25 protein-coding genes and 1 tRNA gene are annotated in these 24,425 nt (G+C 42.8%); 11 read left to right on the forward strand and 15 right to left on the reverse strand.

Features of this window, described 5'->3' with window-relative positions:
• The 6 genes from AX660_RS23360 to AX660_RS17445 form a co-directional block, all read right to left on the reverse strand.
• Positions 1–922 (reverse strand): tetratricopeptide repeat protein (locus AX660_RS23360; RefSeq protein ID WP_162266431.1); only part of this gene is annotated, 922 nt, incomplete at its 3' end.
• 124 nt (positions 923–1,046) lie between these two features.
• Positions 1,047–3,473 (reverse strand): TonB-dependent receptor, encoded by a 2,427-nt coding sequence (locus AX660_RS17425; protein WP_068379566.1) that lies wholly within the window; start codon positions 3,471–3,473, stop codon positions 1,047–1,049.
• A 108-nt stretch (positions 3,474–3,581) separates the two neighbouring features.
• Entirely contained in the window at positions 3,582–4,436 is an 855-nt protein-coding gene (locus AX660_RS17430) for a carbon-nitrogen hydrolase family protein (RefSeq protein WP_068379569.1), read from the reverse strand.
• Positions 4,437–4,512: 76 nt separating this feature from the next.
• Positions 4,513–6,345, reverse strand: a complete 1,833-nt coding sequence (gene pdxR / locus AX660_RS17435; protein WP_068379572.1) for a MocR-like pyridoxine biosynthesis transcription factor PdxR — start codon at positions 6,343–6,345, stop codon at positions 4,513–4,515.
• Between the two features lie 22 nt (positions 6,346–6,367).
• On the reverse strand, positions 6,368–7,690 hold the full coding sequence (gene gabT, locus AX660_RS17440) for a 4-aminobutyrate--2-oxoglutarate transaminase (RefSeq protein WP_068379575.1): 1,323 nt from the start codon (positions 7,688–7,690) through the stop codon (positions 6,368–6,370).
• 2 nt (positions 7,691–7,692) lie between these two features.
• Positions 7,693–9,150 (reverse strand): NAD-dependent succinate-semialdehyde dehydrogenase, encoded by a 1,458-nt coding sequence (locus AX660_RS17445; protein WP_068379578.1) that lies wholly within the window; start codon positions 9,148–9,150, stop codon positions 7,693–7,695.
• Between the two features lie 100 nt (positions 9,151–9,250).
• Here AX660_RS17445 and AX660_RS17450 point away from each other — a divergent pair, with 100 nt between their 5' ends.
• On the forward strand, positions 9,251–10,180 hold the full coding sequence (locus AX660_RS17450; RefSeq protein WP_068379581.1) for a LysR family transcriptional regulator: 930 nt from the start codon (positions 9,251–9,253) through the stop codon (positions 10,178–10,180).
• 12 nt (positions 10,181–10,192) lie between these two features.
• On the opposite strand, the gene AX660_RS17455 is transcribed toward AX660_RS17450, so the two are convergent.
• Positions 10,193–10,894 (reverse strand): DUF445 family protein, encoded by a 702-nt coding sequence (locus tag AX660_RS17455; RefSeq protein ID WP_068379584.1) that lies wholly within the window; start codon positions 10,892–10,894, stop codon positions 10,193–10,195.
• A 440-nt stretch (positions 10,895–11,334) separates the two neighbouring features.
• On the opposite strand from AX660_RS17455, the gene AX660_RS17460 reads away from it, so the two are divergent.
• The 3 genes from AX660_RS17460 (at position 11,335) to AX660_RS17470 (ending at position 13,197) form a co-directional block, all read left to right on the forward strand.
• The gene (locus tag AX660_RS17460) at positions 11,335–11,778 is read left to right on the forward strand and encodes a ferritin-like domain-containing protein (RefSeq protein WP_068379587.1); all 444 of its coding nucleotides are present in this window, start codon (positions 11,335–11,337) and stop codon (positions 11,776–11,778) included.
• 145 nt (positions 11,779–11,923) lie between these two features.
• Complete coding sequence (locus AX660_RS17465; protein WP_068380020.1) at positions 11,924–12,877, forward strand: DnaJ C-terminal domain-containing protein; 954 nt, start codon at positions 11,924–11,926, stop codon at positions 12,875–12,877.
• Entirely contained in the window at positions 12,874–13,197 is a 324-nt protein-coding gene (locus AX660_RS17470; protein ID WP_235594774.1) for a chaperone modulator CbpM, read from the forward strand. The genes AX660_RS17465 and AX660_RS17470 overlap by 4 nt, the downstream gene beginning before the upstream one ends.
• Positions 13,198–13,277: 80 nt before the next feature.
• Here the strand turns inward: AX660_RS17470 and AX660_RS17475 are convergent, their stop codons facing one another.
• The 5 genes from AX660_RS17475 to AX660_RS17495 form a co-directional block, all read right to left on the reverse strand.
• Positions 13,278–14,216, reverse strand: coding sequence for a pyridoxamine 5'-phosphate oxidase family protein (locus AX660_RS17475; protein WP_068379590.1), 939 nt, complete (start codon positions 14,214–14,216; stop codon positions 13,278–13,280).
• A gap of 4 nt (positions 14,217–14,220) precedes the next feature.
• Complete coding sequence (locus tag AX660_RS17480) at positions 14,221–14,655, reverse strand: VOC family protein (RefSeq protein WP_068379593.1); 435 nt, start codon at positions 14,653–14,655, stop codon at positions 14,221–14,223.
• Positions 14,656–14,809: 154 nt separating this feature from the next.
• Positions 14,810–15,079, reverse strand: a complete 270-nt coding sequence (locus AX660_RS17485; RefSeq protein ID WP_068379596.1) for an Arm DNA-binding domain-containing protein — start codon at positions 15,077–15,079, stop codon at positions 14,810–14,812.
• A gap of 221 nt (positions 15,080–15,300) precedes the next feature.
• Positions 15,301–15,375: transfer RNA gene (locus tag AX660_RS17490), tRNA-Arg, on the reverse strand.
• A 49-nt stretch (positions 15,376–15,424) separates the two neighbouring features.
• Positions 15,425–16,576, reverse strand: coding sequence for a flagella assembly protein FlgT (locus AX660_RS17495; protein WP_068379599.1), 1,152 nt, complete (start codon positions 16,574–16,576; stop codon positions 15,425–15,427).
• A 260-nt stretch (positions 16,577–16,836) separates the two neighbouring features.
• Here AX660_RS17495 and AX660_RS17500 point away from each other — a divergent pair, with 260 nt between their 5' ends.
• Positions 16,837–17,301: an LPP20 family lipoprotein gene (locus tag AX660_RS17500; RefSeq protein WP_068379602.1), complete on the forward strand. Its 465-nt coding sequence runs from the start codon at positions 16,837–16,839 to the stop codon at positions 17,299–17,301.
• Positions 17,302–17,413: 112 nt separating this feature from the next.
• Here the strand turns inward: AX660_RS17500 and flgN are convergent, their stop codons facing one another.
• The 3 genes from flgN to flgA form a co-directional block, all read right to left on the reverse strand.
• Positions 17,414–17,842: a flagellar export chaperone FlgN gene (gene flgN / locus AX660_RS17505; protein WP_068379605.1), complete on the reverse strand. Its 429-nt coding sequence runs from the start codon at positions 17,840–17,842 to the stop codon at positions 17,414–17,416.
• A 44-nt stretch (positions 17,843–17,886) separates the two neighbouring features.
• Positions 17,887–18,216 (reverse strand): flagellar biosynthesis anti-sigma factor FlgM, encoded by a 330-nt coding sequence (gene flgM / locus AX660_RS17510; RefSeq protein ID WP_068379608.1) that lies wholly within the window; start codon positions 18,214–18,216, stop codon positions 17,887–17,889.
• A 139-nt stretch (positions 18,217–18,355) separates the two neighbouring features.
• Positions 18,356–19,066 carry a flagellar basal body P-ring formation chaperone FlgA gene (gene flgA / locus AX660_RS17515; protein WP_082768980.1) on the reverse strand — a complete coding sequence of 237 codons (711 nt, stop codon included), beginning with the start codon at positions 19,064–19,066 and terminating at the stop codon, positions 18,356–18,358.
• Between the two features lie 210 nt (positions 19,067–19,276).
• Between flgA and AX660_RS17520 the strand changes: the two genes are divergently transcribed.
• The 6 genes from AX660_RS17520 to flgE all read left to right on the forward strand — a co-directional run bounded on the left by AX660_RS17520 (position 19,277) and on the right by flgE (position 24,358).
• Positions 19,277–20,209 (forward strand): chemotaxis protein CheV, encoded by a 933-nt coding sequence (locus tag AX660_RS17520; protein ID WP_068379611.1) that lies wholly within the window; start codon positions 19,277–19,279, stop codon positions 20,207–20,209.
• 162 nt (positions 20,210–20,371) lie between these two features.
• Complete coding sequence (locus tag AX660_RS17525; protein WP_068379614.1) at positions 20,372–21,208, forward strand: CheR family methyltransferase; 837 nt, start codon at positions 20,372–20,374, stop codon at positions 21,206–21,208.
• A 150-nt stretch (positions 21,209–21,358) separates the two neighbouring features.
• Entirely contained in the window at positions 21,359–21,760 is a 402-nt protein-coding gene (gene flgB / locus AX660_RS17530; RefSeq protein WP_068379617.1) for a flagellar basal body rod protein FlgB, read from the forward strand.
• Positions 21,760–22,182: a flagellar basal body rod protein FlgC gene (gene flgC, locus AX660_RS17535; RefSeq protein WP_068379620.1), complete on the forward strand. Its 423-nt coding sequence runs from the start codon at positions 21,760–21,762 to the stop codon at positions 22,180–22,182. The genes flgB and flgC overlap by 1 nt, the downstream gene beginning before the upstream one ends.
• 48 nt (positions 22,183–22,230) lie before the next feature.
• Positions 22,231–22,917, forward strand: a complete 687-nt coding sequence (locus AX660_RS17540) for a flagellar hook assembly protein FlgD (protein ID WP_068379623.1) — start codon at positions 22,231–22,233, stop codon at positions 22,915–22,917.
• Between the two features lie 16 nt (positions 22,918–22,933).
• Positions 22,934–24,358, forward strand: coding sequence for a flagellar hook protein FlgE (gene flgE / locus AX660_RS17545; protein WP_068379626.1), 1,425 nt, complete (start codon positions 22,934–22,936; stop codon positions 24,356–24,358).
• The last annotated feature ends 67 nt before the right edge of the window (positions 24,359–24,425 follow it).

Consider the following 24,425-nt stretch of genomic DNA (forward strand, 5'->3'; position numbering starts at 1 on the left):
CGCCGATAATACGTTCCACCATGGTGGAGCCAGTACGAGGCAAACCTAAAATAAAAATGGGCTGCTGGCTGTTATGACCCGCTGGTTTATCAGTGAATAGCTGAGGGGTAAATACCTCTATAATTTTATCTATGGTGGCAATGTCGTTTTGTACGTTGTATTGCATGTTGCGGCGGCGCAGTGATGCACCTTGGTTTAACGCGCTAAAACAAGCCGAGTATTGCTGTAAATCTTCATATTCTTTGCCCAAAGCATAATGCAACTGTACTGAACTGAGTACATCACCTGCTGTCTGCTGACTACCCTGCTGAATCTGCTGTTGGATAGCGTTAACATGATTATCATCAGCTGTTTGTTTACGCAAATTGGAGCGCAGCAACCAGGCTTCACTGTCGCTTGGCTTAAGTTCAATAGCTTTATCGAGGTTTGCTTCTGCCTCGGTTAATTGGCCCATATAACGTTGCAAAGAGGCCAGATTAAACAAGATACCCGCATCCATAGGAGCCAAGTTATGGGCTTGCTGATAATAATCCAAAGCGTGTTTATGCAACTTTAAACTGTTGAGTAATAAAGCCAGGTCGGCACAAATCTCTGTTTGAGCATAAGTGCCTTGGGCTAAAGTTAAAGCCAATTGTTTGGCTGCTTGTTGTGAACCTAAGCTAATCAATAGGCGAATTTTAAACAGCAAAAATTGAATATTATCGTCGTCTAACTCAAGGGCTTTAGTTAAGTGGTGTAAGGCTTGTGTATTATTACGTTGACGAGATGCTAGCACTGCTGCGCCATACCACGCTGGGGCAAAATCAGGATGCTGTTGCAATAATTGCTGGAGCTGTTGCTGAGCGGCAGCAAATTGTTGTTGATTTAATAACTGCCAGAATACGGCGAGTGACTGCACTGGCAGGGTTGGACTAAGGGTCATTACATCTGCTCCGATCAAAGCAAGGTCTTTAACGAGCAGCATATCAAGCTAAGCTTTTGAAAAACATAAATTTGGCAGCTAAGACTACGTCTTGGCTGCCACTATTTAGGCTAAGTAATAGCATCTAAAAACGGTAGGTCAGCGATACACCATAGGTTCTAGGTAAACTGATGAAATCTTTGGATGAGTTACCCAAAAAGTTTTCACTAGGGTCCGTACCCATATAGGCTTCAGGCAATAATCCGGTGACACCATCTTCGTTAAAGATGTTTTTCATGTAAAACACCACATCCCAATCATCGGTACTGATGCGCGAGGTCAGGTTCCATAAGGAGAAGCCACCAATATCCGCTTGCAAAGCCGCGCTATCGCCAAGGTAATTGAGTGAATCAGACTGGTAATAAACGTTTAACTGGCTGACCCAATACATGTCGTTATCCATTGAGTAGGTATAATCCAGCGCTAGACTTAGGGTATGTTCAGGCGATGCTGGTAAACGTGCACCATCAGCCGCTTGCAAACGCGTGGCAGATTCAGCGCCAACACCAGAAGGCACATAAAAATCATCAGTTAATTGGCCATCAACAAAGGCGTAACCAAAGACATAGTGAATTTCGTCAGACAAATAACCTTGTAGCTCTAATTCAATACCTTGAGTCTGGGCTGACTCACCGTTTGCCACGGTAAAAAATCCCCAGTATGACGCCGTATTCAACTGGGGATTATCCCAATCTAAACGAAAGGCCGACAAGCTATAACTGTGTTTATGACCGGCTAAATAACCTTTAACACCCAGCTCATAGTTTATCGCGGTGTCTGAATCAAATTGTTGCCATTCAGCTCGTTCAGCCAAACTGCCTGTGAGTGGTACGGCATTGGCGCCTCCACGACGATAACCTTCGGCGACGGTGGCATATAGCATGGTGTTGTTGTTCAGATCATAGGCAATGTTGGCCTTAAACAGAGTGTCGCTTTCAGAGGTTTCAAAACTCGGGTCAGCACCTAAAAATGGCCATATCGGTAGCACCAGTTCGGTATTATTAACAAAGGTATTATCAAAACGTCGAATACCCACAGTAGTGCGTAATACATCTGAAAAATGGTAAGTCAGCTCACCAAATAAAGCTTTGTCTTTAAAGTTTTGGTCTCGCACATAGTGAAAATCGTTGTCGGTAAATACCATGCCGTAGTCAGCCATAGTCGGCCACCATGAAAACGCCGCGCCAGCCCATTCTTGATAACCTGGCATGTAACTGTCTTGAGTGGCTTGACTGTCTTGGTTCATATAATAAACACCCACAACCCAATCCATATTATTTTGGGTTTCGTTAGACACTAAACGTAATTCTTGTACAAAGGCTTTTTCATCATAACCACGATCAGCCTTAGCTAAAGGACGGGGCGAGCCATAATAGAGGTCGGCAAACCAATTTTGTTGAGCATAAAAACCAGTATTATCACTGACCGAGTCGCCATCGGTTTGATATTGAGAGCTACTAGACGTCAATGTGGCAAAACCTAAGTCCCACTCTGCTTCTAAGGCAGTGAGGTGGACCTGACGTTCGGAAGGTTCTAGTATCACCGCGCCATTTTCATAATCATCATATTTTTGCTCAGTACCGTCTACCCAGTTAGTACCGCGAGTCACTTGGCGGCGGCCACCAATTTCATCGCTTTGTTTTTGGTAGGATAAATTGAACTGCAAGTTGTCGCTGGCCTGCCATAAAAGCGATGCACGACCGTAATTAATATCTACGGTATCGGCATCTTCGACGCTACGAAACGACGGGGCACCTGCGGCTAAATCACCACCATGGGCAGCAGGCGCATAATTGTTGTTATCGAGTTGATAAACGTTGGTGTAATCAATGATGCCATCGTTGTCTATGCGACCGAAGTTGGCGCGAAACGCCACTGAATCCCCCAAGGGCACATTGAACATTAAATCCATGTTGAGGTTATGACCCTCTGAACCCTCGGTTTGGCCTAAGGTCAGCCCAGCGCTGCCGTAGGTTTCACCTAACTCTGGTTTATTCATGCGGTATTTTACTGTACCTGCCAGTGAACCTGAGCCATAAAGTGTGCCTTGTGGACCACGGAGTACTTCCACCATTTGTACATCTTTCAAAATAAAATTGGCTAACAATGGGGTGTCATTGACATAGGATGCCACGGTTGGAATGGCCGAAAGTGCCACATCACCATTGGCACCACTGTCAACGTTAATGCCACGGATAACAATGCCACTCATCACACCCGAGTTACGATAACCACGATCAACCACGGTAGCGCCAGGAATATTACGCAATAGCTCAGTGGTATCGATAACCTTGCCACTTTCTAGCTCGTCACCTGAAATCGCTGAAATGTTGTAAGGAATTTCTTGAATGCTTTGAGTACGGCGGTTAGCGGTCACTTCTATGCGTTCAAGTACCTTGTCATTTGCTGTGCTGGTATCTTGTGCGCTGGCATAAAAAAACGGGCTGCTGAGCAACAATGCAGTACTAACGGCTTGGGCCAAGGTATGTTTTTTGAAAGTCTCGGAATGCATGTTTTTTACTCCAGTGGTCTTTTATTATTATGTGTTCGTGTTCGAGGTTAATTCACTTAAATTGTTTGTCGTAGTACCAGATTTAACTAATGTCTTGGTCCAGTTATGCTAAGTGTTTTTATGTGCACTTGGCATCATTAAGGGGCCGAGTTTAGTTAGTTCATCGGCTTCTGCTTGCTGCTTATAGGCAGGAAAATCAAAACTTTTATCGCGAAAACTCTTAAGTGGTTGACCTAAACTATGTAAACCACGCTCGCGGTTGCGGCGCACTAAAGCAAAATCAATTTCAATAGGGATAATTTCTTCTTCTTGTCCGGCAACATAAATATTGTTGCCTTCTGGACCAACTACTATGGATTGGCCATTGCCTAGGTTGCCCGCAGTATTAACCGCAATGACATAACATTGGTTGGTGGCAGCAGTGGCCTGAGCCATGACCAGCTCAATCGAGCGGTCAATGGTGCCAGTCATGGTAGGGTAAATAAGTACTTCGGCTCCCTTGCAGACTAAACTGCGTGCTACTTCGGGAAACCACAAGTCATAACAAATGGCTACACCTATGCGGCCTTGTGGTACATCAAATACCACAAAATCTTGACCACTTGCGATATCGGTTTCATAGGGCAAAAAGGGAAATAGCTTGCGATAGCGAGTGACTACCTCACCTAAATTATTAATAACCGAGGCGGTGTTATAGATAAGGTCACCTGAGGTTTCGTAATGACTACCGGGAATTAGCCATACATTGAGTGACTTGGCTAAGTCGCAATAAAATTGCTCAGTGGCACCAGGAAAATTCTCGGCATATTTTTTTTCTGGGCCATAACTGCATAGTTCGCCTAATACAATCATGTCGAGCCAAGGGAAGCGTGCTTTGCATTTTTTAATTTGCTCGCCAATTTTGCTGAGATTATTCTCGCAAGAGGTAGCCACTTGCAGACCTGCAATGGAAAAATGGGTCATTAATGATGTTGCCTTGTTGCTATGATGATTAGACTTTAATAAGTCCAGTTGTGAAGGGTTAGTACCAGATTGATCTTTATTGTTGGTCCAGATTAAGTGAGTTGTTTAATAGCTCGAGTTGCCGCACAAAACTATAGTGTTGATCAAACCACTTCATTTGTTGGCCATCTAATATCACGTAAAAACCTTTGGTTTCACCATAGCTCCATAACTTCCATTTACGCCAGTACATGCCATTGTCAATCCACCAATGTCCCACATCGGTTTCGGCACCTATGCCGCCAGTTTGGCCGAGCATTTGGCCATTGGGCAGTAGCTCAATGGTGCAGGGCACACCATAAACCATTTGGCATTCCAGCTTGGCGCCTGGTAATAAAAGTTGCAGGGCCTCGTTGCTGAGTAACTTACCCTTGGCGGTACTGAGGGTTTCTTCGTGATCGGCACTCAATTGGTGGATTAAATTGGCTAGCTTATTCACCCCCTCACGAATTTTATCGTTAGGAATACTAGTGATCCCCATGCGGAAACAATTTTCAGGATGCTGAGTATTGGCAAAATAACGTTTAACGGGTTCGATTAATATGCCGAGATCGGCAGCCTTTTCGCGCAAATTTTCGCCATCGAGTTGTTTGGGGCCGGTGATCCAATAAGCCGTGCCACCCTGAATAGGACCGGTGTCGATGCAGTTGGGTAAATAGGTATTCAGCGCCTCACGCAGGGTTAACCAACGTTCAAAAAAGATTTTATGCAAGTGCATCATGTAGGCATCGTAATGACCTAAAGATAAAAAATAAGCTACTGCCCGTTGGTTGTTTAAAGGTGGATTACGCATGGTCATTTTGCGCAGCTTTTTAAGCTCGTTGATCACGCTGCTATCTGCCACCACAAATCCGATTTGAATGCCCGAGGCCAGCACTTTGGACAAACACGAAATATAAATCACCCGGTTTTCGCTATCCAAACTGCGTAGAGCGGGATGAGGCTGCCGTAAAAAATTACTTTCAAACTCAAAGTCATCTTCAATGATCAGCAGATCATGTTGCTGGGCTTTGGCTAATAGCTCGTGACGACGTGTCATCGACATCGTCACACTGGTGGGAGTTTGGTGGCTTGGGGTGGTATATACGATGTGGCAATTATTCAGTTGCTCGTTGACCACCATGCCATTGTCATCCACCGGTTGATACAGCAAGTTAGCGCCTAAATGCTGCATCAACTCGCGCATTTCAGGGTAACCTGGCTCTTCTACCGCCACGGTCACACTATTATCCACCAATAATTCACTCACTAGATGTAAAGCTTGTTGCGTGCCTACGGTGATCAAAATTTCGTTAGTAGTGGCTTGAATACCGCGTCTTGGCAGTACTTTGGTACGCAATTGTTCAAGCAGCATAGGATCGTCACCCAGCCCTTGTAACTTAGACCACTGGTTTATTTCACGAGTGGTATTGGCTTGTTGATTGGCTTCACGCCATTCTTTGACCGGATAAAGCGAGGCATCAAATTTGCCATCAATAAAGGGATAAGCATAACGCTGCCAATCTGCGGGGCAGGCCGTATGATTAGTGGTGTGTAGGCTGCCTTTAAATCTATGGTTGAGGCTATGTTGCGAACTTGGGTAAACATGGGGCGTGGCAGCGTGATGCACCCAGCCTTGATGGATTTTTTCATTCACAAAAATACCGCTGCGCTCGCGACTAACAATGTAACCTTCATCAATCAAAGTTTGGTAAACCAGTACTACGGTATTACGCGCGACGCCAATTTGCTCTGCCAACTTGCGTGAGGAGGGCAAACGACTACCTAAGGCAAACGAGCCCACCAATATGCCCTCGACCAACTTATTGCGAATTTGACTTTGCAAACTTTCGTCAAGTGTTGGGTCGATATGGATGAGCCGTTGCTGCATAGTCGTTTTTTATCTTTTTTGTTTATGATTGAGTGACATCCTGAAACAGTGTTACAAATTTTTCAATGCCTTCGTTCATTACATCATCACTGATGGTCAATGGTGGTAAAAAGCGGATCACATTTCCATAAAAACCACAGGCCAATAATATCAAACCATGTTGTGCTGCTTTGGCTATGATGGCCTGAGTTAGCAAGGTATTGGGTTTATCTAAGTCGCCGTCACTGCATAGCTCAATGGCGATCATGGCGCCGGTTTGGCGAATTTCACCAATCAGCAGTGGGAAAGCCTGTTGTAATTCACTGAGTTGCTGCTTAAATACCTTGCCAATATGTGCAGCGCGGCTAACCAGTTGCTCTTCTTCAATCACATCTAATACCGCTAATGCCGCTGCACAAGCGACCGGTGAGCCACCATAAGTGCCCCCTAAACCGCCGGGGAGAGGCGCATCCATAATCTCTTGTTTACCCACTACTGCCGCTAAAGGTAAACCGCCGGCAATGCCTTTAGCCATAGTGATCAAATCAGGCTCAACACCGCTATGTTCACAGCAAAACATTTTGCCAGTACGACCAAATCCGGTTTGGATTTCATCGGCAATTAGCACTATGCCATAGTCATCACATAACTTACGCAAGGCCACTAAAAATTCCGTAGGGGCAGGGTAAAAGCCACCTTCACCTTGGATGGGTTCAACGATAATGGCGGCTACATCTGAGGGGGCGATATCCACTTTAAACAGATTATGCACGGCTTTTAGCGAGTCTTTAACGGTCACGCCATGAGCATCCATGGGGAAAGGCGCATGGTAAATATCGGCCGGAAAAGGTCCAAACAAGTTTTTGTAGGGAGTGACTTTACCAGTAAGTGCCATGGTTAAATTGGTTCGGCCATGAAACCCGCCATGAAAGGCAATAACCCCACGACGACCGGTATGAGCCCGAGCTATTTTTATGCAGTTTTCCACGGCTTCAGCGCCGGTACTGACAAACATGGCTTTTTTAGCAGAAGGGCCGGGGGCTAATTCAACCAACTTTTCAGCCAACTCAACAGCCACTTCGTAAGGGTTGATCATTACGCAGCTATGGCTGAATTTTTCCATTTGGCTTTTCACTGCCGCTACAATTGTAGGATGGCTATGGCCGGTATTACACACGGCGATGCCCGCCCCAAAATCGATATACCGCTGGCCTTCAACGTCCCAGACTTCGGCGTTAAGGGCGCGTTCTACATAAACCGGATAAAGATTACCTTGTCCACGGGCGATAACTGCCGTTTTACGTTGTTGTAGTTCGGCATTGCTGCTGGTGCTTAATTTATTGCTTGTTGCTAAAGTGACAGTCATCTTTATTTCCCCATTCCACCTAAACATAGATATTTGATTTCTAAATAATCGTCGAGGCCATAACGTGAACCTTCGCGACCATTGCCAGATTGTTTAACCCCACCAAAAGGCGCCGCGGCATTAGAGATTAATCCTTCATTAATGCCGATCATGCCGTATTCGAGTGCTTCAGCGACGCGAAAAATCCGACCAATATCACGGCTATAAAAATAAGCCGCTAAACCCACTTCGGTATCATTAGCTTGGGCTATAACCTCGTCCTCATTGTTAAAACGAATGATCGGTGATACCGGGCCAAAAATTTCATTTTTAGCAATGGGCATAGAGTTGCTGACGTTGGTCAAAATGGTGGGTTCGTAAAAGTTTTGACCCGCGCTGTGGGCTTTACCACCTAACACTACTTGTGCACCTTGTTTTACAGAATCGCTAACCAGTTTATGCACATCATTAAGGGCTTCAGGCGTGATCATCGGGCCAATTTGACTGCCGTCAGTGATGCCATCAGCAACCTTAAGGGCTTTGACCGCAGTGATAAATTTGGCGCAAAACGCCTCGTAAATGCCTTCTTGTACAAAGATACGGTTGGTACAGACACAGGTTTGACCCGCGTTACGGTATTTAGAGGCAATGGCCCCTGTTACCGCGGCATCGACATCCGCATCGTCAAAAACGATAAAAGGCGCATTGCCACCGAGTTCCATCGAGACTTTTTTCACCGTAGTCGCACATTGGGCGATTAAGCTTTTGCCTACTGCGGTTGAGCCGGTAAAGGTAAACTTAGCGACATCTGGGTGTTGAGTAAGAACCTTGCCCATGGCACGTGCATCGTCGCCTACAACCACGTTAAATACCCCTGCCGGAATGCCGGCACGCTCGGCTAATTCGGCCATGGCTAAGGCCGACAATGGTGTTTGTGTGGCTGGGCGTACTACAAAAGTACAACCTGCTGCCAGCGCCGCCGCAGCTTTACGGGCAATCATCGCATTAGGAAAGTTCCATGGCGTAATCGCTGCGACTACACCAACGGGTTGTTTTATTACTATTATACGTTTATCACTTGATGGGGCAGGGATGACATCGCCATAAACTCGTTTGCCTTCTTCGGCAAACCACTCGATAAACGAAGCGCCGTAAGCAATCTCGCCCTTGGCTTCGGCCAGTGGTTTACCTTGCTCTGTGGTCAGGATAAGGGCTAAGTCATGTTGATTTTCCATCATCAGCTCAAACCAGCGGCGCATTAGCTTAGCGCGCTCATTAGCCGCTAGACCAGACCAGTCTTTTAACGCTTGTTTGGCCGCCAAGACCGCTTGTTCGGTTTGTTCAACACCGGCATTAAGTACCTGAGCTATGGTTTGATTAGTTGCCGGATTGACAATCGCAAGATCTGCCACGCCCTGCTGCCAGCTACCATTAATGTATGAACTGGTTTTTAATAATGAAACATCACTTAAGTTGAGCATAGGTTTCTCCGTACAAATGTTTATGGCTCTATTGAATAGTAAAAACATTAGGGGTTAAATATAAAACTTTCAACCTAAAGGTTTAAGTAGGTAAAACATTGTGTCTAAGTCAGCCATTATCCCTAAACCCATAACAGAATATGATTTACGTTTATTACGTATTTTTAAAACCGTAGTAGAAAACGGAGGTTTTGCCGCAGCGGAAAATGAGTTAGGGGTGACACGTTCAACCATCAGTGTGCACATGGCTAATCTTGAAAGCCGTATGAAACTCAAACTATGTATGCGTGGCCGGGGTGGTTTTGCGTTGACTGAAGCGGGGCAGGTGGTGTATCACGCTTGTGTTGATTTGTTTGACTCTTTGCACGATTTTTCATATTTAGTACGTTCATTGGGCAGTGAAATGAGTGGCGAATTAGTCATTTTGTGTGCCGATCAACTGGATGACATAAAACAACAAAAACTGGCAAGGGTGGTGGGATATATTCATCAACAAGCACCTAAACTGCACTTGGTATTAGATGGGGATTCTATCCACAATATTGAAAAAGCCCTGCTTAAAGATAAAGCGCATATTGGTCTGTTCCCTAATTACAAACAGATTGAAGGTTTGAGTTACCAGCAGGTATTTGACGAGCCTATGTATTTATGTTGTGGCCGTTTACATCCTTTATTTAGCCTACAAGACAGTGATATAAATGAAAAACACTTAGCCCAGCAACAAGCCATTCACCCGGGTTTAGACATTGATATGGATGGCAGACAACAGCTTAAAAAACTCAATCTAAGTGCTAAGGCCTATCAGTTTGATATGCGTAAAACCTTGATTTTATCTGGGGCGTATATTGGTTTTTTACCGCTTAATTATGTGCAGAGTGAGATAGATAAGGGCGAAATACGACTGATTTCGCCCGACAATTTTTGTTATCAGTTTGGCTTGTCCTTAGTCACTAAAAGCATGCCTAGAGAAAACGCCAAAGTTGAATTGATCAAACAAGCCTTTGCCAGTGCTGCGGAGCCCGTGCTTTGAGCAAAGGTTTTGTTACGCGAATAGCGCAGCGAGCAAACCGATCAGGCCACCAAATACACCGCCCCATACCACTAACCAACCTAGATGTTGTTTAATCATCTGCTGGATAATCTCTTTAACCAGTTGTGGAGTGAGTTCGCTTAGGCGTTGTTCAACGATATTATTGATTTGCTGTTGCAGTTCGTCACTCACATCAGGCTGTTTGAGTTGTTCTTGGAGCAAAGCGACAAAAGCCGGATCTTGACTGATGGTTTCTAAAGAATGAGCCATTTTAAGCATAAAAGGCTGTCTTAATGGCTCAAGTGCCTGCACACCACCAAACATGCCTAGCATTTGACCAAAAGACGACTCCTTGATCACTTCTACCAATGAATCAAAGGTCGGGGCTAAATCGACTTTTTGTAAAACAGGCGCAAGGTTAAATTGTATATTGGGTTTAGCATCAGCCATAAAACGCTGAATATTTTCTGGGCTGAAAAACTGCTGCATCAACAAATTACGAATACCATTTTTAAAATCTTCAAATCGTTCAGGTATCACCCCTGAGCCATATAATCCTGGTACTTTTTCAAACAGCATGTGCACCGCTAACCAGTTAGTAATGGCGCCCGACAACGCAAACAAGCCCACGGTTTTGACTATGTCATTATCTAACCCAAAGCCAAGCAAAACTAAAACCAAAGCTAATCCATTGGTGACAATACTTTTATTCAAACTCAATCTCCGTTAATCAATTAAAGGGGCATAAAACTCAGGCCTGCATGCTAGCCTAAATCAGCTAACAATGGCATATCCGCCAAGATATTGTTTAAGTGATAATTTTCAAGTATCGGTGTGACATTTTGCTTGTTGGTTAATGTTGAAGGGTAAATTAAATAAACCATAAATTGACACGTAGAATGAAATTAGCGACACGTGAAAAACTTACAATGGCTTTGAAAATAGTGCCTGTTCAGCATTTTAAATTTGTCTCAGATTTGCAACACTTTACATCCATCAATTTCTCTAAGGCCTTATAAAACAAGGGTTTTGTCAGCCCGTAAATTTTGGTTTAAGCCTTGCACCCCTAAACCATATGAGTTGAAAAACTTATATTGGCGTCATATCAAATGACAATATTTATCAACTATTTTTATCTAGGTAAGGAGTTCACTATGAACAACATTAATCACATCGAAAAAGTTGCTGACATTATCAAAGTATTAAATGGCGGGATCAAATTTTATGAAGAAGCCCTAAACAAAGTTGACGCACAAAGTATCAAAGTTGTCTTTGGGCGTATGATCGTACAAAAACGCAGTGCGGTTGCTAAGTTGCAGCCTTATGCCATTGCTGAAACCGGCGAAGTTGAAAAGGATTCTTCTATGGCTGTCGACGTGCGAAAAACCTATACCAAGTTGCTCAGCGCCGTTTCATCAGATTCTGATCACACTTATGTTTCACAGTTAGAAGAAGTGGAAGATAAAACACTGGAAGTGATCAGAGAAGCACTAGAAGAAGAGCAACCCGTTGCTGTCAAACAGGTTTTGTTAGGCGTATTGAGTGACGCAAAACTGGCTCATGGTGAAATGAGATCCTTAGAAAAAATGACCTCATAATTAAAAATTGGGTTATGGCAAGCCGATGGGTCACCGTCGGCTTCTGTAAATCATCCATTTGCACTTTTTGTGTAAGACTTCTGCAAAATAGTTGTCGATAAAGGAGTATGCTTAAGACTTATTAACTTGGGAACTTAGTTTGCAAATGAAATTTAAAGATTATTATGCCGTGCTAGGGATTCCGCCGGATGCTGATGACAAAGCGGTTAAGGTGGCATATAAAAAGTTGGCCAGAGAGTTTCATCCTGATGTAAGTAAACACCCTCAAGTCGAAGCTGAGAAAAAATTCAAAGAAATAGGCGAAGCCTATGAAGTCATCCACAACAAAGAAGAACGCGCTAAATATGACGAGTTACGCCGTCATCAACAAAACCGTGCACGGCATCAGCAAGCCAATTCAGGTTCATCTCAAGGTAATTACCAACAACATGGCGATCCCCAAACTGACCAAGAATTTTCTGATTTTATTAATTCCATGTTTGGTGGCGCCAGAAGCGGTTTTCAGCAGGGCAGAGCCCGTGAGCAAAAAGGACAAGATGTGGAAATAGAATTCCCGGTATTTCTTGAAGAGACTTTAGTGGATACCGTTAAACCCATTGAGTTTATGTTGCCTCAACGAGATAACAATGGTCGTGTTACTGAGTCTAAAAAATCCCTAAAAGTTAAGATCCCTGCTGGGGTAGTCAATGGTGAACGAATTCGCCTCAAAGGGCAGGGTGCCCCCGGTTCAGCTAATGGCCCTAATGGCGATGTGTATTTACAGATCCGCTTAGTTCCTCACCCGCTATTTGATGTGGAAGATCATAACCTAAGCATAGTGGTACCGCTGGCTCCATGGGAAGCGGCCCTTGGTACCAAGCTCAATTTACCTACTTTGTCCGGTAAAATACAATTAACCATCCCAGCCAACAGTCAGTCAGGCCAACGCCTGCGTGTTAAAGGCAAAGGCTTAGTGAGTAAAAAGCATAAGGGCGACTTATTTGCGGTAATTAAAATAGTTAACCCGCCATCCAGCGACGAGGCCAGTAAAAAACTGTGGGCTGATTTAGCCGAAAAAGCTCACTTTGATCCCCGTAGCAAGTGGAGTGAATCAGCATGATACACATCAGTCTATTACAGCAAGACAACCAAGTCAGTAGCGATGAACTGTGCCAGTCTAGCGATATTACACAAGCTATATTGCATGAATTAGTTGAGCACAGTATTGCCATTCCTCTTGCGGGCGAGCAAGTCACCGAATGGCAATTTACCGTGGAAACTGTCACCTTAGTGAAAAAGGCCGCCCGTATTCAACGCGATCTCGCTGTTGAATGGTCGGCTATTCCGCTGGTCTTGCAGCTACTGAATGAAAGAGATGAATTAATCGCCCAAAACACCATGTTAAAACAACAATTAAGTCGCTTTAAACATGTCGATTGATGTGGTTTGTTGCCCCTGATATTACATTGAATGCAATGGAAATGGGGCCTCAATTTGCCTCTATTCAACCAAGTGAGGTGTTAGTAAGCAATTTGTAGTTGAGCTAATCCATTGGTTAACCGTTCTACACTAATAGGAGTAAAACACAGTGTTCGTTTGGCCTTGGTTGTTTTAGGGTTTTTATCTGATGTTACCGCTATGTGTTGTTGTGCATCTTCATGCCACAGGATCTGGCTTGTTACCCTTATATGTAAGGCGTGCCCTGAAAGCCAGTCACAGAATAATAAACTGGCGAGGGGATTTTTATACAAATTACCTAAGGTATTAAAAAAGCCATTGCCCACATAATCGTCTACCAATAATTGTCCCTGGGGCGTAATGGATACAAAGCCCGCAGAGCCTCCACGGTGTGAAATATCCACACCACGACTATTAAGTTGTTGGCCATCATCAAAGCTACTTGCGATAAAAAAAGTATCAGCCTTGCTGATAAGCTGCCGATCCGTGTGGTTGAGTTGTAGGTGAGTATTTATTGAAAAGTCACCATAGTCACGATTAGCTTTGAGTGTTTTGCTTTGAATGTATTTAGGGCAGTTTCCGTAGCTTTGTAATACTTTTAACTGAATAGTTTTTTGATTTATATCCATAATAATGGCGTTGAGGCGGTTGCGCCTTTTACTTTCAAATTCTATTCCCAGCAAACCAATTCGCTCACCCAGATTGAGGCTTTCTCGCATAAAATCGCCCATGGAATATTGGGTGTTTATCACTAACTCGTTTTCAGTAGGCGAGTGAATAAAACCAGGCTCACCAAACAACACACTGGCACGAGTTTGTTTACAATAGTCGTTATAACCGATAAAGATCATCGACAATGATTGAAAAAAATCACGGTGTTGTTGAGGCATAAATTCACGAATATATTTAGGCCCAATTTCAGCCATAGCTTGCTTGGTTCCCGCCAACCGCTGAATGGCTAACTCCCCCTGATGCCAAATCTGTGATAGTGGATTATTCATGCTGTTATGCAGCGATTAGCTCAAGCCTAATACCACCAGGAATTAAGCACATCATGTGGTGAATAGTTGAGTGGTTTAGTGCTTCAGGAGCAAACTCAATCTCGACGTTATCGAGCAGACTTAGCTGTAAATGTAAGTTTTGTAGTTGCTCTAAGTTGGCGACCTTAAGTGCAAAGTGATGTAAGCCGATGTTGTGTTTTCGATCAAAGGCAATCATGTTATTTTTATTATTGACCTGCCAAAGTGTCAACATAATGCTGCCATCCGAAATAAAAATCGCCGGGTAATCAGGTTTTTCGCCTACTTGGCTAAAATTCAACTGCTCCATAAAAAAAGCCGCAGTTTGTTTGATGTCTGGCACACTCAGGCCGAGGTGATGAATACCTAAAGTGTTTATCGCTGCTTTATCTGAGTTCGTATGAGTTGTGTTATTGCACATAACGAATGACCTTATTTAATTTAGAATTAGGGGTGAACAAATCTGTATACTAGCGTAAGCGAACAGATCTGTTTACGTCAAGTAATAAGTTGTTATAATTTAACGATAGCAACAACGGTAGAACGCAAAAAATATGCAACCCAGAAAACAACATTTAATCGATACCATTAATGATTTCTGAAATAAGCTCACAGTGGCGCTTGATGGCCATTTCAACTGTCACTGAGGGGAATTCCCCAATAGTTACCGTAATAAGCCTGTTGGAGCTGCCATCGCGTTTTATGGTGCGAAAAAACTTAGCACCAGTGGGAAACATTTCTAGCACTAAGCCTTTATTCTCTGTGTCGTAAAATTTGGTCCTTTTAACGACTGGTTCGAGCTTTTCCAGCCTTCTTAATGTGAATTTCAAGCGATTTTCGGGCATCAGGATCTCATTTTTATAGCCTAAATACCTCTCAATATACCGAGATTAATGGAGTTTAACCCCAAATCCTGTGCTACACATGTGCTACAGCAGGCATATATTTTAAGCTATTTTGGTTAATTTTGATTAAATTGTAATTTGCTGAATATAAGGCTGAAAGCCTTTATTTACAAGGGGTTGGATGGTTTTAGATTAACTGAGGTAAACGCTGATTTTGCACATGGTATCCCCACCGGGAATCGAACCCAGATCTAGCCCTTAGGAGGGGCTCGTTTTATCCATTAAACTACAGGGACACACATTTTGCGCGGCCATTATGGCCTAGCCAATGTGTGATTAAAACCTTTACCTACGTGCGACAAAGTCATTTGCTTGAATATTCGCCAGTGGTGCGCCAGAAACCGCAGTGACAATGGCTGTATTGGCAAATACTTGGCTAACCGAGACTACTTCCGAATGCAGCTGATATTGCTGGTGAAGCTTACCCGTTGGGTCATAAAATTGATTCATTTGAAATAACGTGAGTTGATCACCTTTGCGCAAACCTTGTTGCTGCCCAAGATTGATACTTATTTGTTCATTGTTAACGTACAAAACACGGCCGTAAGCGGGCAAACAGCTCAGTGTGTGATCGATTTCGTTGCTGAGACTTTGCAACAACGAGGTGACTTGTTTACCAAATTCTGATTGCCACATGCGTGAGCTACTAACATCGACACTTTCGTGGGTGTCAAATTCCCAAGCCGCAGTAAAACCTTGTGTTTTGCTAAATATTTTATCGCCAGTATTACCATTATAAATAGCCACAGAGAGACTAAAGTCTCGGCTGGCAGTGGTCTTTTCCCAAAAGGCTAAACTGCTACCAGCGTTTTGCATGGTGCCCAAATCAGTTATCTCGGCTAACAATACAAACTGTGTATTGGCTTTTTGAGCTAACTCTATGGCCACAGGTGCGCCATTTTCCAGTTTAAGATAATAAGGTTCAACTCGTGAAATTTGTGAGTTTTGACTATTTTGATTGAACTCATGTTGCAGCTTTATCGCTAGGTGTTGACCAAAATCAAACAAATTACCCACTACAGCTTGTTGCCGATGTTTGATGGGATACCAAGTAGTGACGATGGACTTAGCATAAGCCGCTGCGCGGCATTGAATTTTTTGTGGAAATATATCGGCGCGAATACTAACGGTAATTACGTCACCCTCATATATTTCATCGATCAATTCAACCTTGTCTACTTCGCCTGAGCTGCGCACTTCTAAATGGTCGTCGGCAAGTAATCCGTTGGTAATATGTTGCACACTGCTAATGGAAGCTCCAGCAAACAATAAGGCTTGTTTGATGGCTTCTTGGGTGGCTTGTTGGCGCGCTTGTTGTTTATTGCCATTATGGATCACTGCCTGACCACTACTTTCATACCATATTGCCTGTGCGGCAAAGCTAAAAAGCAGGCTAGCTAAACTGACAGTAAGTTTGAATCGGCGAATGTTATGCATTGTGTTCTCGCTAACGGCTTTTGATTGTTTTATTAACAGCTAATGACTAAGCACAATCCATACCTTTATTAAGTTGTAACTCGGTAAACCTTACAAATTGGCACTATGCCGAGTTTATATCAGCTAGTTTTAGGTCTTTGGGTATAGTTATTGCTAAACAAAAGATATTTACACACTAACATTGTCAGTTTTTTGGCAGTGCTATGGCGTTAATAACGCTCTGTTGTAATACCGTTAACTTTTATCAAAGTGGGAACACTATGAATTATTGCCTGAAACTAAGCGTCATCCTGCTCACTGTGCTGTCATCTTCTTGTTCGAGTCTTTTTACGAAACATGTGGAGTGGGAAACTATCGAGCCTGATAGTTATCCGGTTATATCGGCAGTTGGTTATGCCCCTATTTCGGCCCAGCGCGGCATCGATAGTTCAACCAAAATGTTAATGGCTGTCAAAGCCTCTAAATTAGATGCCTACCGTGAATTGGCTGAACAAGTTTTTGGCCAGAAGATTGATGGCGAACAAGCATTATCAAGTTTAGTCTTGGAAGATGAGCGTTTGAGTAGCTCGGTACAAGGTGTGATCCGTGGCGCTAAAGTGGTTAAAAGCTACCCGGTGGGTGAGGATACCTACGCCACCGAGTTAGAATTAGATTTTAAATTAGTGCATGAAATCTATTTATCTACTGCTCAGCCTAAGCGAGTGAAAAAAGTTAATTATTATTAGAAACTTCTTTAGTACATCAGCCGCTCTTATCGCATTATTTTTCTAGTTTCTAGTTTCTAGTTTCTAGTTTCTAGTTTCTAGTTTCTAGTTTCTAGTTTCTAGTTTCTAGTTTCTAGGCATTAACACCCTTACCTGAACGTCCACCTTTAGTTCGCCCGCTTTTATCGTAAGTCATTGATTCTTTAGCGCGAGATTCTAAGATTAGATTGCGTAAGTGCTCCAATCTAAGCTGGCCTTGTTCAACAGCCGTTTGATTTATTGAGGTACGGTATTGGCATTGTTCAACTTGCTTTTTAGCATAATCGAATAGCTCGTTAAGTTCGGTATTTTGTTTGTCTGTCTCGCTCAGTGTCTCGTAGCGCTGAGCAATAAGATCATCCTTAGTTTGGATCAGATCAAGTAAGACTTCTTTGGATTTTAGTAAATTGAGTAGGGTTTCGGGATCGCGGGTACTGATGAGGTGCAACTCTGTTTCCAGAACCTGTTGCAATTGCTCAAGTTGACTGATTTGTTGTTTTATCGCTTTTATTATAATTATCATTGGACATAGCGCAGTGGTTTTATTGAGTTTTTATTATGCTGCCATTACGCTTTGTTACCAAATATTTCTGCTTCTAAATTAGAAATCTTTCTCGCCAGTGATTCTGGGTTGATATTATATTGCCCACTTTGAATGGCTTTTTTCAGTTTATCAATTTTTTCTTGATTAACTGGCGCTTCGCTGCCTTTACGTTGAACTTGCACTAACTGCTGGGCAGATTGTGTCAACGACACAGAATCCTGACGAGCTGTTGACGTCGTTGCTTTCTGTGTTTCTGCTTGCGTAGCATTATTACTAGCCGTTTGTTGCTGACTAAGTTTTTGATTATCAATGATGGTTTTAGAGCCACCACTATTCACATTATTGATAGACATTTTTTTCTCCCTCCCCATCCCATTTAGATTACCTCATCAACTATATCGGCCAACAAGTGAAATTCTTTAGCTAAAATTTGATTATAAAACAATTAATCTTTAATTAGCTATAAGCTTGCATGGCTAATCATTTTATTCCTCACAAATTTACTTTTACTTCATGTGTGTTGACAATTTGCGCAAGTAAATTTTTATTGGAACGGCTGTTTTTAACTCGGATAGTTTCACCGACGTTTCCGTCTTCTAACGCTACACCATTGGTCTTAACGTACATAAATTGTGATTCTGCGCTGATAACTACATTGTCGCCCTTACATACAAAACAAAGATCATCCGGTTCGACCGGTCTGCCTGAAATTAAACGTCGTTTTACTCTGGCACCTAATACACTATCTATATCGGCAAAAGTGGTATTTCTTAAACGCTTTTTATCCATGTCGATAACTTGCAGATTGTCTTTGCTTAGCAGAGTGCCAGGGCTTACAGCATTGCTTACTATCACTACAGGTTGAATTTCTGTTACTCGTATCATCAAATACATGTACCAGTTACTTGCTGGACATTGGGCTTTAACGGTGATGTTAGATTGAAACAAGGCTTCAGATCCAACGGCGTATTCGATGTCTTGGGGGCAGGCTGGAATGACAATTCGTGCATCTATTGGCATACCCTCAACCTCTAATTGACTTGAATTATTGCCACTGAGTTGAGCAATGATAAATTTTTCGGCATCATGAATTAGCTGTTGATTATCTAAGTTATTTTCTTGTGCGGCCGCTATAAAGCTGACAAAAGAAATATTAATGATAAATATGTTGGCTAATCCTACGTAATAATATAATTTTTTCATGTTCACTTGTTGGCAAGTTGTCTATGCTAATGGAAGTTGGCTGGCAACAACCTAAAGTGTCAATTTTAAGTCACTTAGTTAGCAATAATTAAAAATTCAGTCTTTAATGCCTTTAAAGGCTCGTGTTTTACAGCATATTGATGTGTTATTGCACATATTGCTTATGACAGTTGCAAAAGTTAAGCCGTTTTAATTTTATTGGAGTCTTACATGTCTGAAATCATGAACTCGGTCAATCAACGTACTCAGTTGGTTGGAGAAAATAGATTGGAGCTGTTGTTGTTTAAGCTCAATTCCAGACAGCGCTTTGGCATTAACGTGTTCAAAGTCAGGGAAGTGCTCCAATGTCCACCGTTAACTTCAATGCCTAAACTTAATCACTTAGTACGCGGGATAGCTCATATTCGTGGTCAAACTATATCTGTCATTGATATGAGTTTAGCAACAGGTGGCAAACGTATTGAGGATTTAAAATCAGCCTTTGTGATCATTGCTGAATATAATGGCTCGGTGCAGGGTTTTTTGGTCGGTTCTGTAGAACGCATCATTAATACCAACTGGGCTTCAATTATGCCTCCACCTAAAGGCAGCGGCAGAGCCAGTTATTTGACTGCGGTGACAGAAATAGAAAATGAGCTCATTGAAATATTAGATGTTGAAAAAATTCTTAATGACATATCGCCGGTAAATACAGACTTAAGCGCAGGTATGTCTGATAAATTAAAGGTAGGTGAAGATGATGCACGTATGCAAAAAATCATCTTTATCGCTGACGATTCTTCGGTTGCTCGTAATCAAGTCAAAAAAGCCTTATCGGCTTTAGGGCTAGAAATCGAAGTGGCTAAAAATGGCTTAGAGGCACTCAATCGTTTAAAAGAGATTGCGGCAGAAACCGGTGATATTACCAATAGAGTAGGGGTGTTGGTATCTGACATCGAAATGCCCGAAATGGATGGTTATACCCTAACCGCAGAAATACGTAATACTCCTGAGCTGAAAAACCTCCATGTTATTTTGCATACTTCACTTAGTGGTGTATTTAATCAGGCAATGGTGCAAAAAGTCGGAGCCGATGACTTTATTGCTAAGTTCAATCCCGATGAATTAGCATCGTCGGTTTTAAAATGGTTTGGTAACGAATAATCTGGCATTTATTAAATTGTGTGTCAGAACGATAGCGTGACTTAAGTGATGTATTAAAATGGACTGGATGGCTGATTTTGTTGTTGTATGAGTCATCATCAATGAACAGAGCGTTAAGCTGGTTTCCGAATTTTAAACGATGCAGTAAACAAGGGATATCTGGTGTCAGAAAGCCAATTTAGTGAACACAATTATCGTTTGTTCAGCCAATTTCTGGAAACAGCAAGTGGCATAGTTTTGGGTGATAATAAACAATATCTGGTTAAGAGTCGGCTTACTTCCCATGTCAAAGTGCAAGGGGTCAGTAATTTAGATCAGCTTATCGAAAAAATCGTTGTTAAACGCGACCGCCAGGCACAGTTAGCCGCGATTGAAGCAATGACCACGAATGAAACTCTATGGTTTCGTGATAGTTATCCTTTCAGCTTGTTGGAAAGTAGTATTTTACCTAAATATGAACAGCGCAGTACTCCACTTAAAGTATGGAGTGCCGCTTGTTCATCTGGGCAAGAGGCATACTCAATTGCCATGACTATCCAAAATTATCAAAAGAAACGCAGTGGTAGTTTACGTGCGGGTGCACAAATTGTTGGTACCGATATATCTGAAGAAATGTTGCAAAAATGTCGTTTGGCTGAGTACGACCAATTAGCGATGTCACGGGGCCTACCTGAAATATTCAAACAAGAATATTTTGAAAGTGGAGATAATGGTAAGTTAAAAATCAAAGCTCAACTAAAAGCGATGGCCAGTTTTAGACAACTCAATCTACTAGACAACTTTTCCGGCATGGGACGTTTTGACATTATTTTTTGTCGCAATGTCCTGATTTATTTTTCGCCAGAAATTAAAAAACAGATACTGCAGAAAATTGCCGCTTGCCTGCAAGATGACGGCATTTTATTTGTAGGGGCATCCGAATCTATCTCCGATTTAGTTGAGCAGTTTACCATGGTGCGCTGTAACCCTGGTTTGTATTACATTAAAAAAACTAAATAAAAATATACCAATCCGCTGATGTAAAGGCTTAGGCAAAAGCTGTACTCCCCTTCGCGTTTTTCAATTTGTGTTTTCAATATTGTTGTGGCATAGGCTTTGCTAGTTGTTTCTCAACTGAGGTGAAATATACCTCATCTTGAGGAGACAATAGTGGCAATCAGCTTAGACAAATTGATGGGTTTTCATCAAAAGGCAATGCAAGTGCGCACCGAGCGTATGGAAATTATTGCCGGAAACCTCGCCAATGCCAACACCCCTGGTTATAAGGCCAAAGATTTAGACTTTCAAAAAGTCATGCAAAGCGCACAGTTTGCCCGAGATCACAATCTTACCCGCACTCACGAAAATCATTTAAAAGGCTCAATGCAAGGGACTGGCGATATTAAATTTCGCATCCCCAATCAGCCTGATACCGGTGATGGCAATACTGTGGATGTGCAACAAGAGCGTAATGCCTTTTTAGATAATGGCTTGCGTTATGAAGCAGGTTTAGAATTTTTAAATGGCAAGATTAAAGGCATGAAAAAAGCCATCAGCGGAGGGCAAGCATAATGAGTTTATTTAATGTAATGGATATCGCCAGTTCAGGTATGAGTGCACAAAGTGTACGTTTGAATACCACGGCCAGTAATGTCGCCAATGCCAACAGTGTCAGTAGTAGTTATGACGCCACTTATAAAGCCAGACATCCGGTATTTGCCGCAGAAATGCAGCGCGCTACCGACGAACAGACTGTGGGAACGAAAGTGCAAGTTCTTGGTGTTGTAGAAAGTCAAAAGCCCTTACAAATTGAATACAGCCCTGGTCATCCCATGGCAGATGAAAATGGTTATATTTACAAACCCAACGTCAATATTGTGGAAGAAATGGCAGATATGATGTCGGCTTCTAAAGCTTATGAAACTAACGTACAGGTGACAGACACCACCAAACGCATTTTTAGAAACGTACTGCGTATTGGTCAGGGTCAATAGGTTTAGTTTATCAGTTACGCTTTCGAGTGAATACTCAGAGGAAAGATTGTGGATACATTCATTAATAAAGGTCTTAGCACTGACTACTATTGGCAAAAAGAAACCAAACCAGTAGCTGATGATTCAAATCAACGGTTATCGCAGGAAGACTTCTTTTCGTTATTGACTGAGCAGTTAGCCAATCAAGATCCAACTAAACCGGTTGATAATGATCAAATGGTGGCGCAGATGACCAGCTTTACCATGGCTGATGGCATTGAGCAGCTTAATACCAAGTTTGAAAATTTTGCCTCTTCGATGACCTCAAATCAGGCTCTGCAAGCCTCTAGTCTGATTGGGCAAACTGTATTGCTGCAAGGTGATATCGGTTATATGGCCAATGATGGAGCAGGGCTCTCAGGTGTGGTTATTAATGAGGATACCGTGCAAGAGATGAAAATTACCATTGAAAACGGTGTGGGTGAAATTGTTAAAACTATCAACGTTGGTACTCAGGCGGCAGGAAATATCCAATTTAGTTGGGATGGCACGAATACAAGCGGAAAAATTATGCCGGCCGGAGATTATGTGATCCGCGCTCAGGGCAAAGTGGCAGGCGAGTCGACAGTGTTGCCGACAGCCGTCAATCGTCATGTTGCTAGCGTCAGTATGGGTGGCAGCAGCCAAGGTATTATTCTTAATTTGAATGGTGATGTGAGTGTCAAACTCGACGACGTCATTCAAATCGGTGGTTAACAGGAGAACATAAACAATGTCCTTTAATATAGCTTTAAGTGGCGTTAATGCCGCACAACGAGACTTAGATACAACGGCCAACAACATCGCCAACGTTAATACCGTAGGTTTTAAAGAATCCCGCGCGGAATTTGGGGATGTGTATGCCACGTCATTATTGGCAGGTGGTAAAACCAAAGTTGGTGATGGGGTGTTAACTCAGGAAGTGGCGCAGCAATTTTCCCAAGGTAGTTTGCAGTTTACCAATAACGCTTTGGATTTGGCGATCACTGGCAATGGCTTTTTTGGTACAGTACCTGCCATCGATTCGCGGGATTTTTCCTTTACCCGTGCCGGTATGTTTAAACTTAATTCTGAAAACTTTGTGGTGAACTCCAACGGTGACCACTTATTAGGTTTTCCTGTAAACAAGGACGGCAGCTCAGCCTCGGTAGCCTTAAGTACCACTATTCCGGTACGTATACCTGATTCTTCTGGCGCGCCACAACCCACCTCTGAAGTATCACTTAAAATGAACTTACCGGCGGGTGAAGATCCAGTGGATATTCGACTGTTTAATCCAGACGATCCCTTGACCTATAACGCTGCGACATCGGTTACGGTGTTTGATTCACTGGGTGACAGCCATGTGATGACCTACTACTTTATGAAAGATTTAAATGCTACCAACGAATGGGTAGGGGTGACCTATATGGATAACTTACCTTTAAAAACGGAAGGTGATACGCCAGGTGTGCCACCAACGCTATATTCACCTGCTGTGCTGCCTTCTCCTCCAGGCGCTGCGGCAGTTAACGTAGTGGGCGAAAACTCGTTAGGTCCAGCTAATACTGTATCTGGCTTTAGGATGATTTTTAGTAGTGGCGGTGATTTTCAGTTTATGCAAAATGCTGACGGCACCAATGCATTGACAGGGGATGTGCCCTCTGTGGCTCTAGGCGCTGCTATTTTAGGTAATGGCTCAGATCCTACTCAATATATCACTACTAACTTTGCCTTAGATTCTGTTAACGCGACTCCAGATGAACCCACTCAGTTTGCCTCGGCCTTTGAAGTGACATCCTTAGAGCAGAACGGTTTACCGGTTGGTCGTCTAACTGGTATCGATATCGGCCCGGATGGTTTAGTACGTGCTACTTATTCAAATGGTACCTCTGAGCCTATCGTGCGAGTGGCATTGATTCGTTTTGCCAATGACCAAGGTTTGAGCCAGCAAAGTAATACCCAGTGGCAAGAAAGTATTTTGTCGGGTGAGGCCTTAGCAGGTGAAGCCACCACAGGTACTTTTGGTGATATCAACTCATCGGCCTTAGAGCAAGCAAACGTGAACTTAACCTCTGAGTTAATAGATTTGATTATTGCCCAGCGAAACTTCCAAGCTAACTCCAGAGCGCTGGAAGTTAACAATCAACTTAATCAAAATATCCTTAATATCCGCTAGTTAAGTCGTTTTAGTTAATTAAGGCCGTCTAAGGACGGCCTTATTGATCCCGTCACTAAATTTCTAA

Origin of the sequence: Paraglaciecola hydrolytica (genome assembly GCF_001565895.1) — a bacterium.
Classification (GTDB): domain Bacteria; phylum Pseudomonadota; class Gammaproteobacteria; order Enterobacterales; family Alteromonadaceae; genus Paraglaciecola; species Paraglaciecola hydrolytica.

What these genes read in the sequence shown, in the direction of transcription:
- AX660_RS17425 (WP_068379566.1), bottom strand. Translation starts at nt 3,473, where the DNA reads ATGCATTCCGAGACTTTCAAAAAACATACCTTGGCCCAAGCCGTTAGT.
- AX660_RS17430 (WP_068379569.1), bottom strand. Translation starts at nt 4,436, where the DNA reads ATGACCCATTTTTCCATTGCAGGTCTGCAAGTGGCTACCTCTTGCGAG.
- pdxR (WP_068379572.1), bottom strand. Translation starts at nt 6,345, where the DNA reads ATGCAGCAACGGCTCATCCATATCGACCCAACACTTGACGAAAGTTTG.
- gabT (WP_068379575.1), bottom strand. Translation starts at nt 7,690, where the DNA reads ATGACTGTCACTTTAGCAACAAGCAATAAATTAAGCACCAGCAGCAAT.
- AX660_RS17445 (WP_068379578.1), bottom strand. Translation starts at nt 9,150, where the DNA reads ATGCTCAACTTAAGTGATGTTTCATTATTAAAAACCAGTTCATACATT.
- AX660_RS17460 (WP_068379587.1), top strand. Translation starts at nt 11,335, where the DNA reads ATGAACAACATTAATCACATCGAAAAAGTTGCTGACATTATCAAAGTA.
- AX660_RS17465 (WP_068380020.1), top strand. Translation starts at nt 11,924, where the DNA reads ATGAAATTTAAAGATTATTATGCCGTGCTAGGGATTCCGCCGGATGCT.
- AX660_RS17470 (WP_235594774.1), top strand. Translation starts at nt 12,874, where the DNA reads ATGATACACATCAGTCTATTACAGCAAGACAACCAAGTCAGTAGCGAT.
- AX660_RS17475 (WP_068379590.1), bottom strand. Translation starts at nt 14,216, where the DNA reads ATGAATAATCCACTATCACAGATTTGGCATCAGGGGGAGTTAGCCATT.
- AX660_RS17480 (WP_068379593.1), bottom strand. Translation starts at nt 14,655, where the DNA reads ATGTGCAATAACACAACTCATACGAACTCAGATAAAGCAGCGATAAAC.
- AX660_RS17485 (WP_068379596.1), bottom strand. Translation starts at nt 15,079, where the DNA reads ATGCCCGAAAATCGCTTGAAATTCACATTAAGAAGGCTGGAAAAGCTC.
- AX660_RS17495 (WP_068379599.1), bottom strand. Translation starts at nt 16,576, where the DNA reads ATGCATAACATTCGCCGATTCAAACTTACTGTCAGTTTAGCTAGCCTG.
- AX660_RS17500 (WP_068379602.1), top strand. Translation starts at nt 16,837, where the DNA reads ATGAATTATTGCCTGAAACTAAGCGTCATCCTGCTCACTGTGCTGTCA.
- flgN (WP_068379605.1), bottom strand. Translation starts at nt 17,842, where the DNA reads ATGATAATTATAATAAAAGCGATAAAACAACAAATCAGTCAACTTGAG.
- flgM (WP_068379608.1), bottom strand. Translation starts at nt 18,216, where the DNA reads ATGTCTATCAATAATGTGAATAGTGGTGGCTCTAAAACCATCATTGAT.
- flgA (WP_082768980.1), bottom strand. Translation starts at nt 19,066, where the DNA reads ATGAAAAAATTATATTATTACGTAGGATTAGCCAACATATTTATCATT.
- AX660_RS17520 (WP_068379611.1), top strand. Translation starts at nt 19,277, where the DNA reads ATGTCTGAAATCATGAACTCGGTCAATCAACGTACTCAGTTGGTTGGA.
- flgC (WP_068379620.1), top strand. Translation starts at nt 21,760, where the DNA reads ATGAGTTTATTTAATGTAATGGATATCGCCAGTTCAGGTATGAGTGCA.
- flgE (WP_068379626.1), top strand. Translation starts at nt 22,934, where the DNA reads ATGTCCTTTAATATAGCTTTAAGTGGCGTTAATGCCGCACAACGAGAC.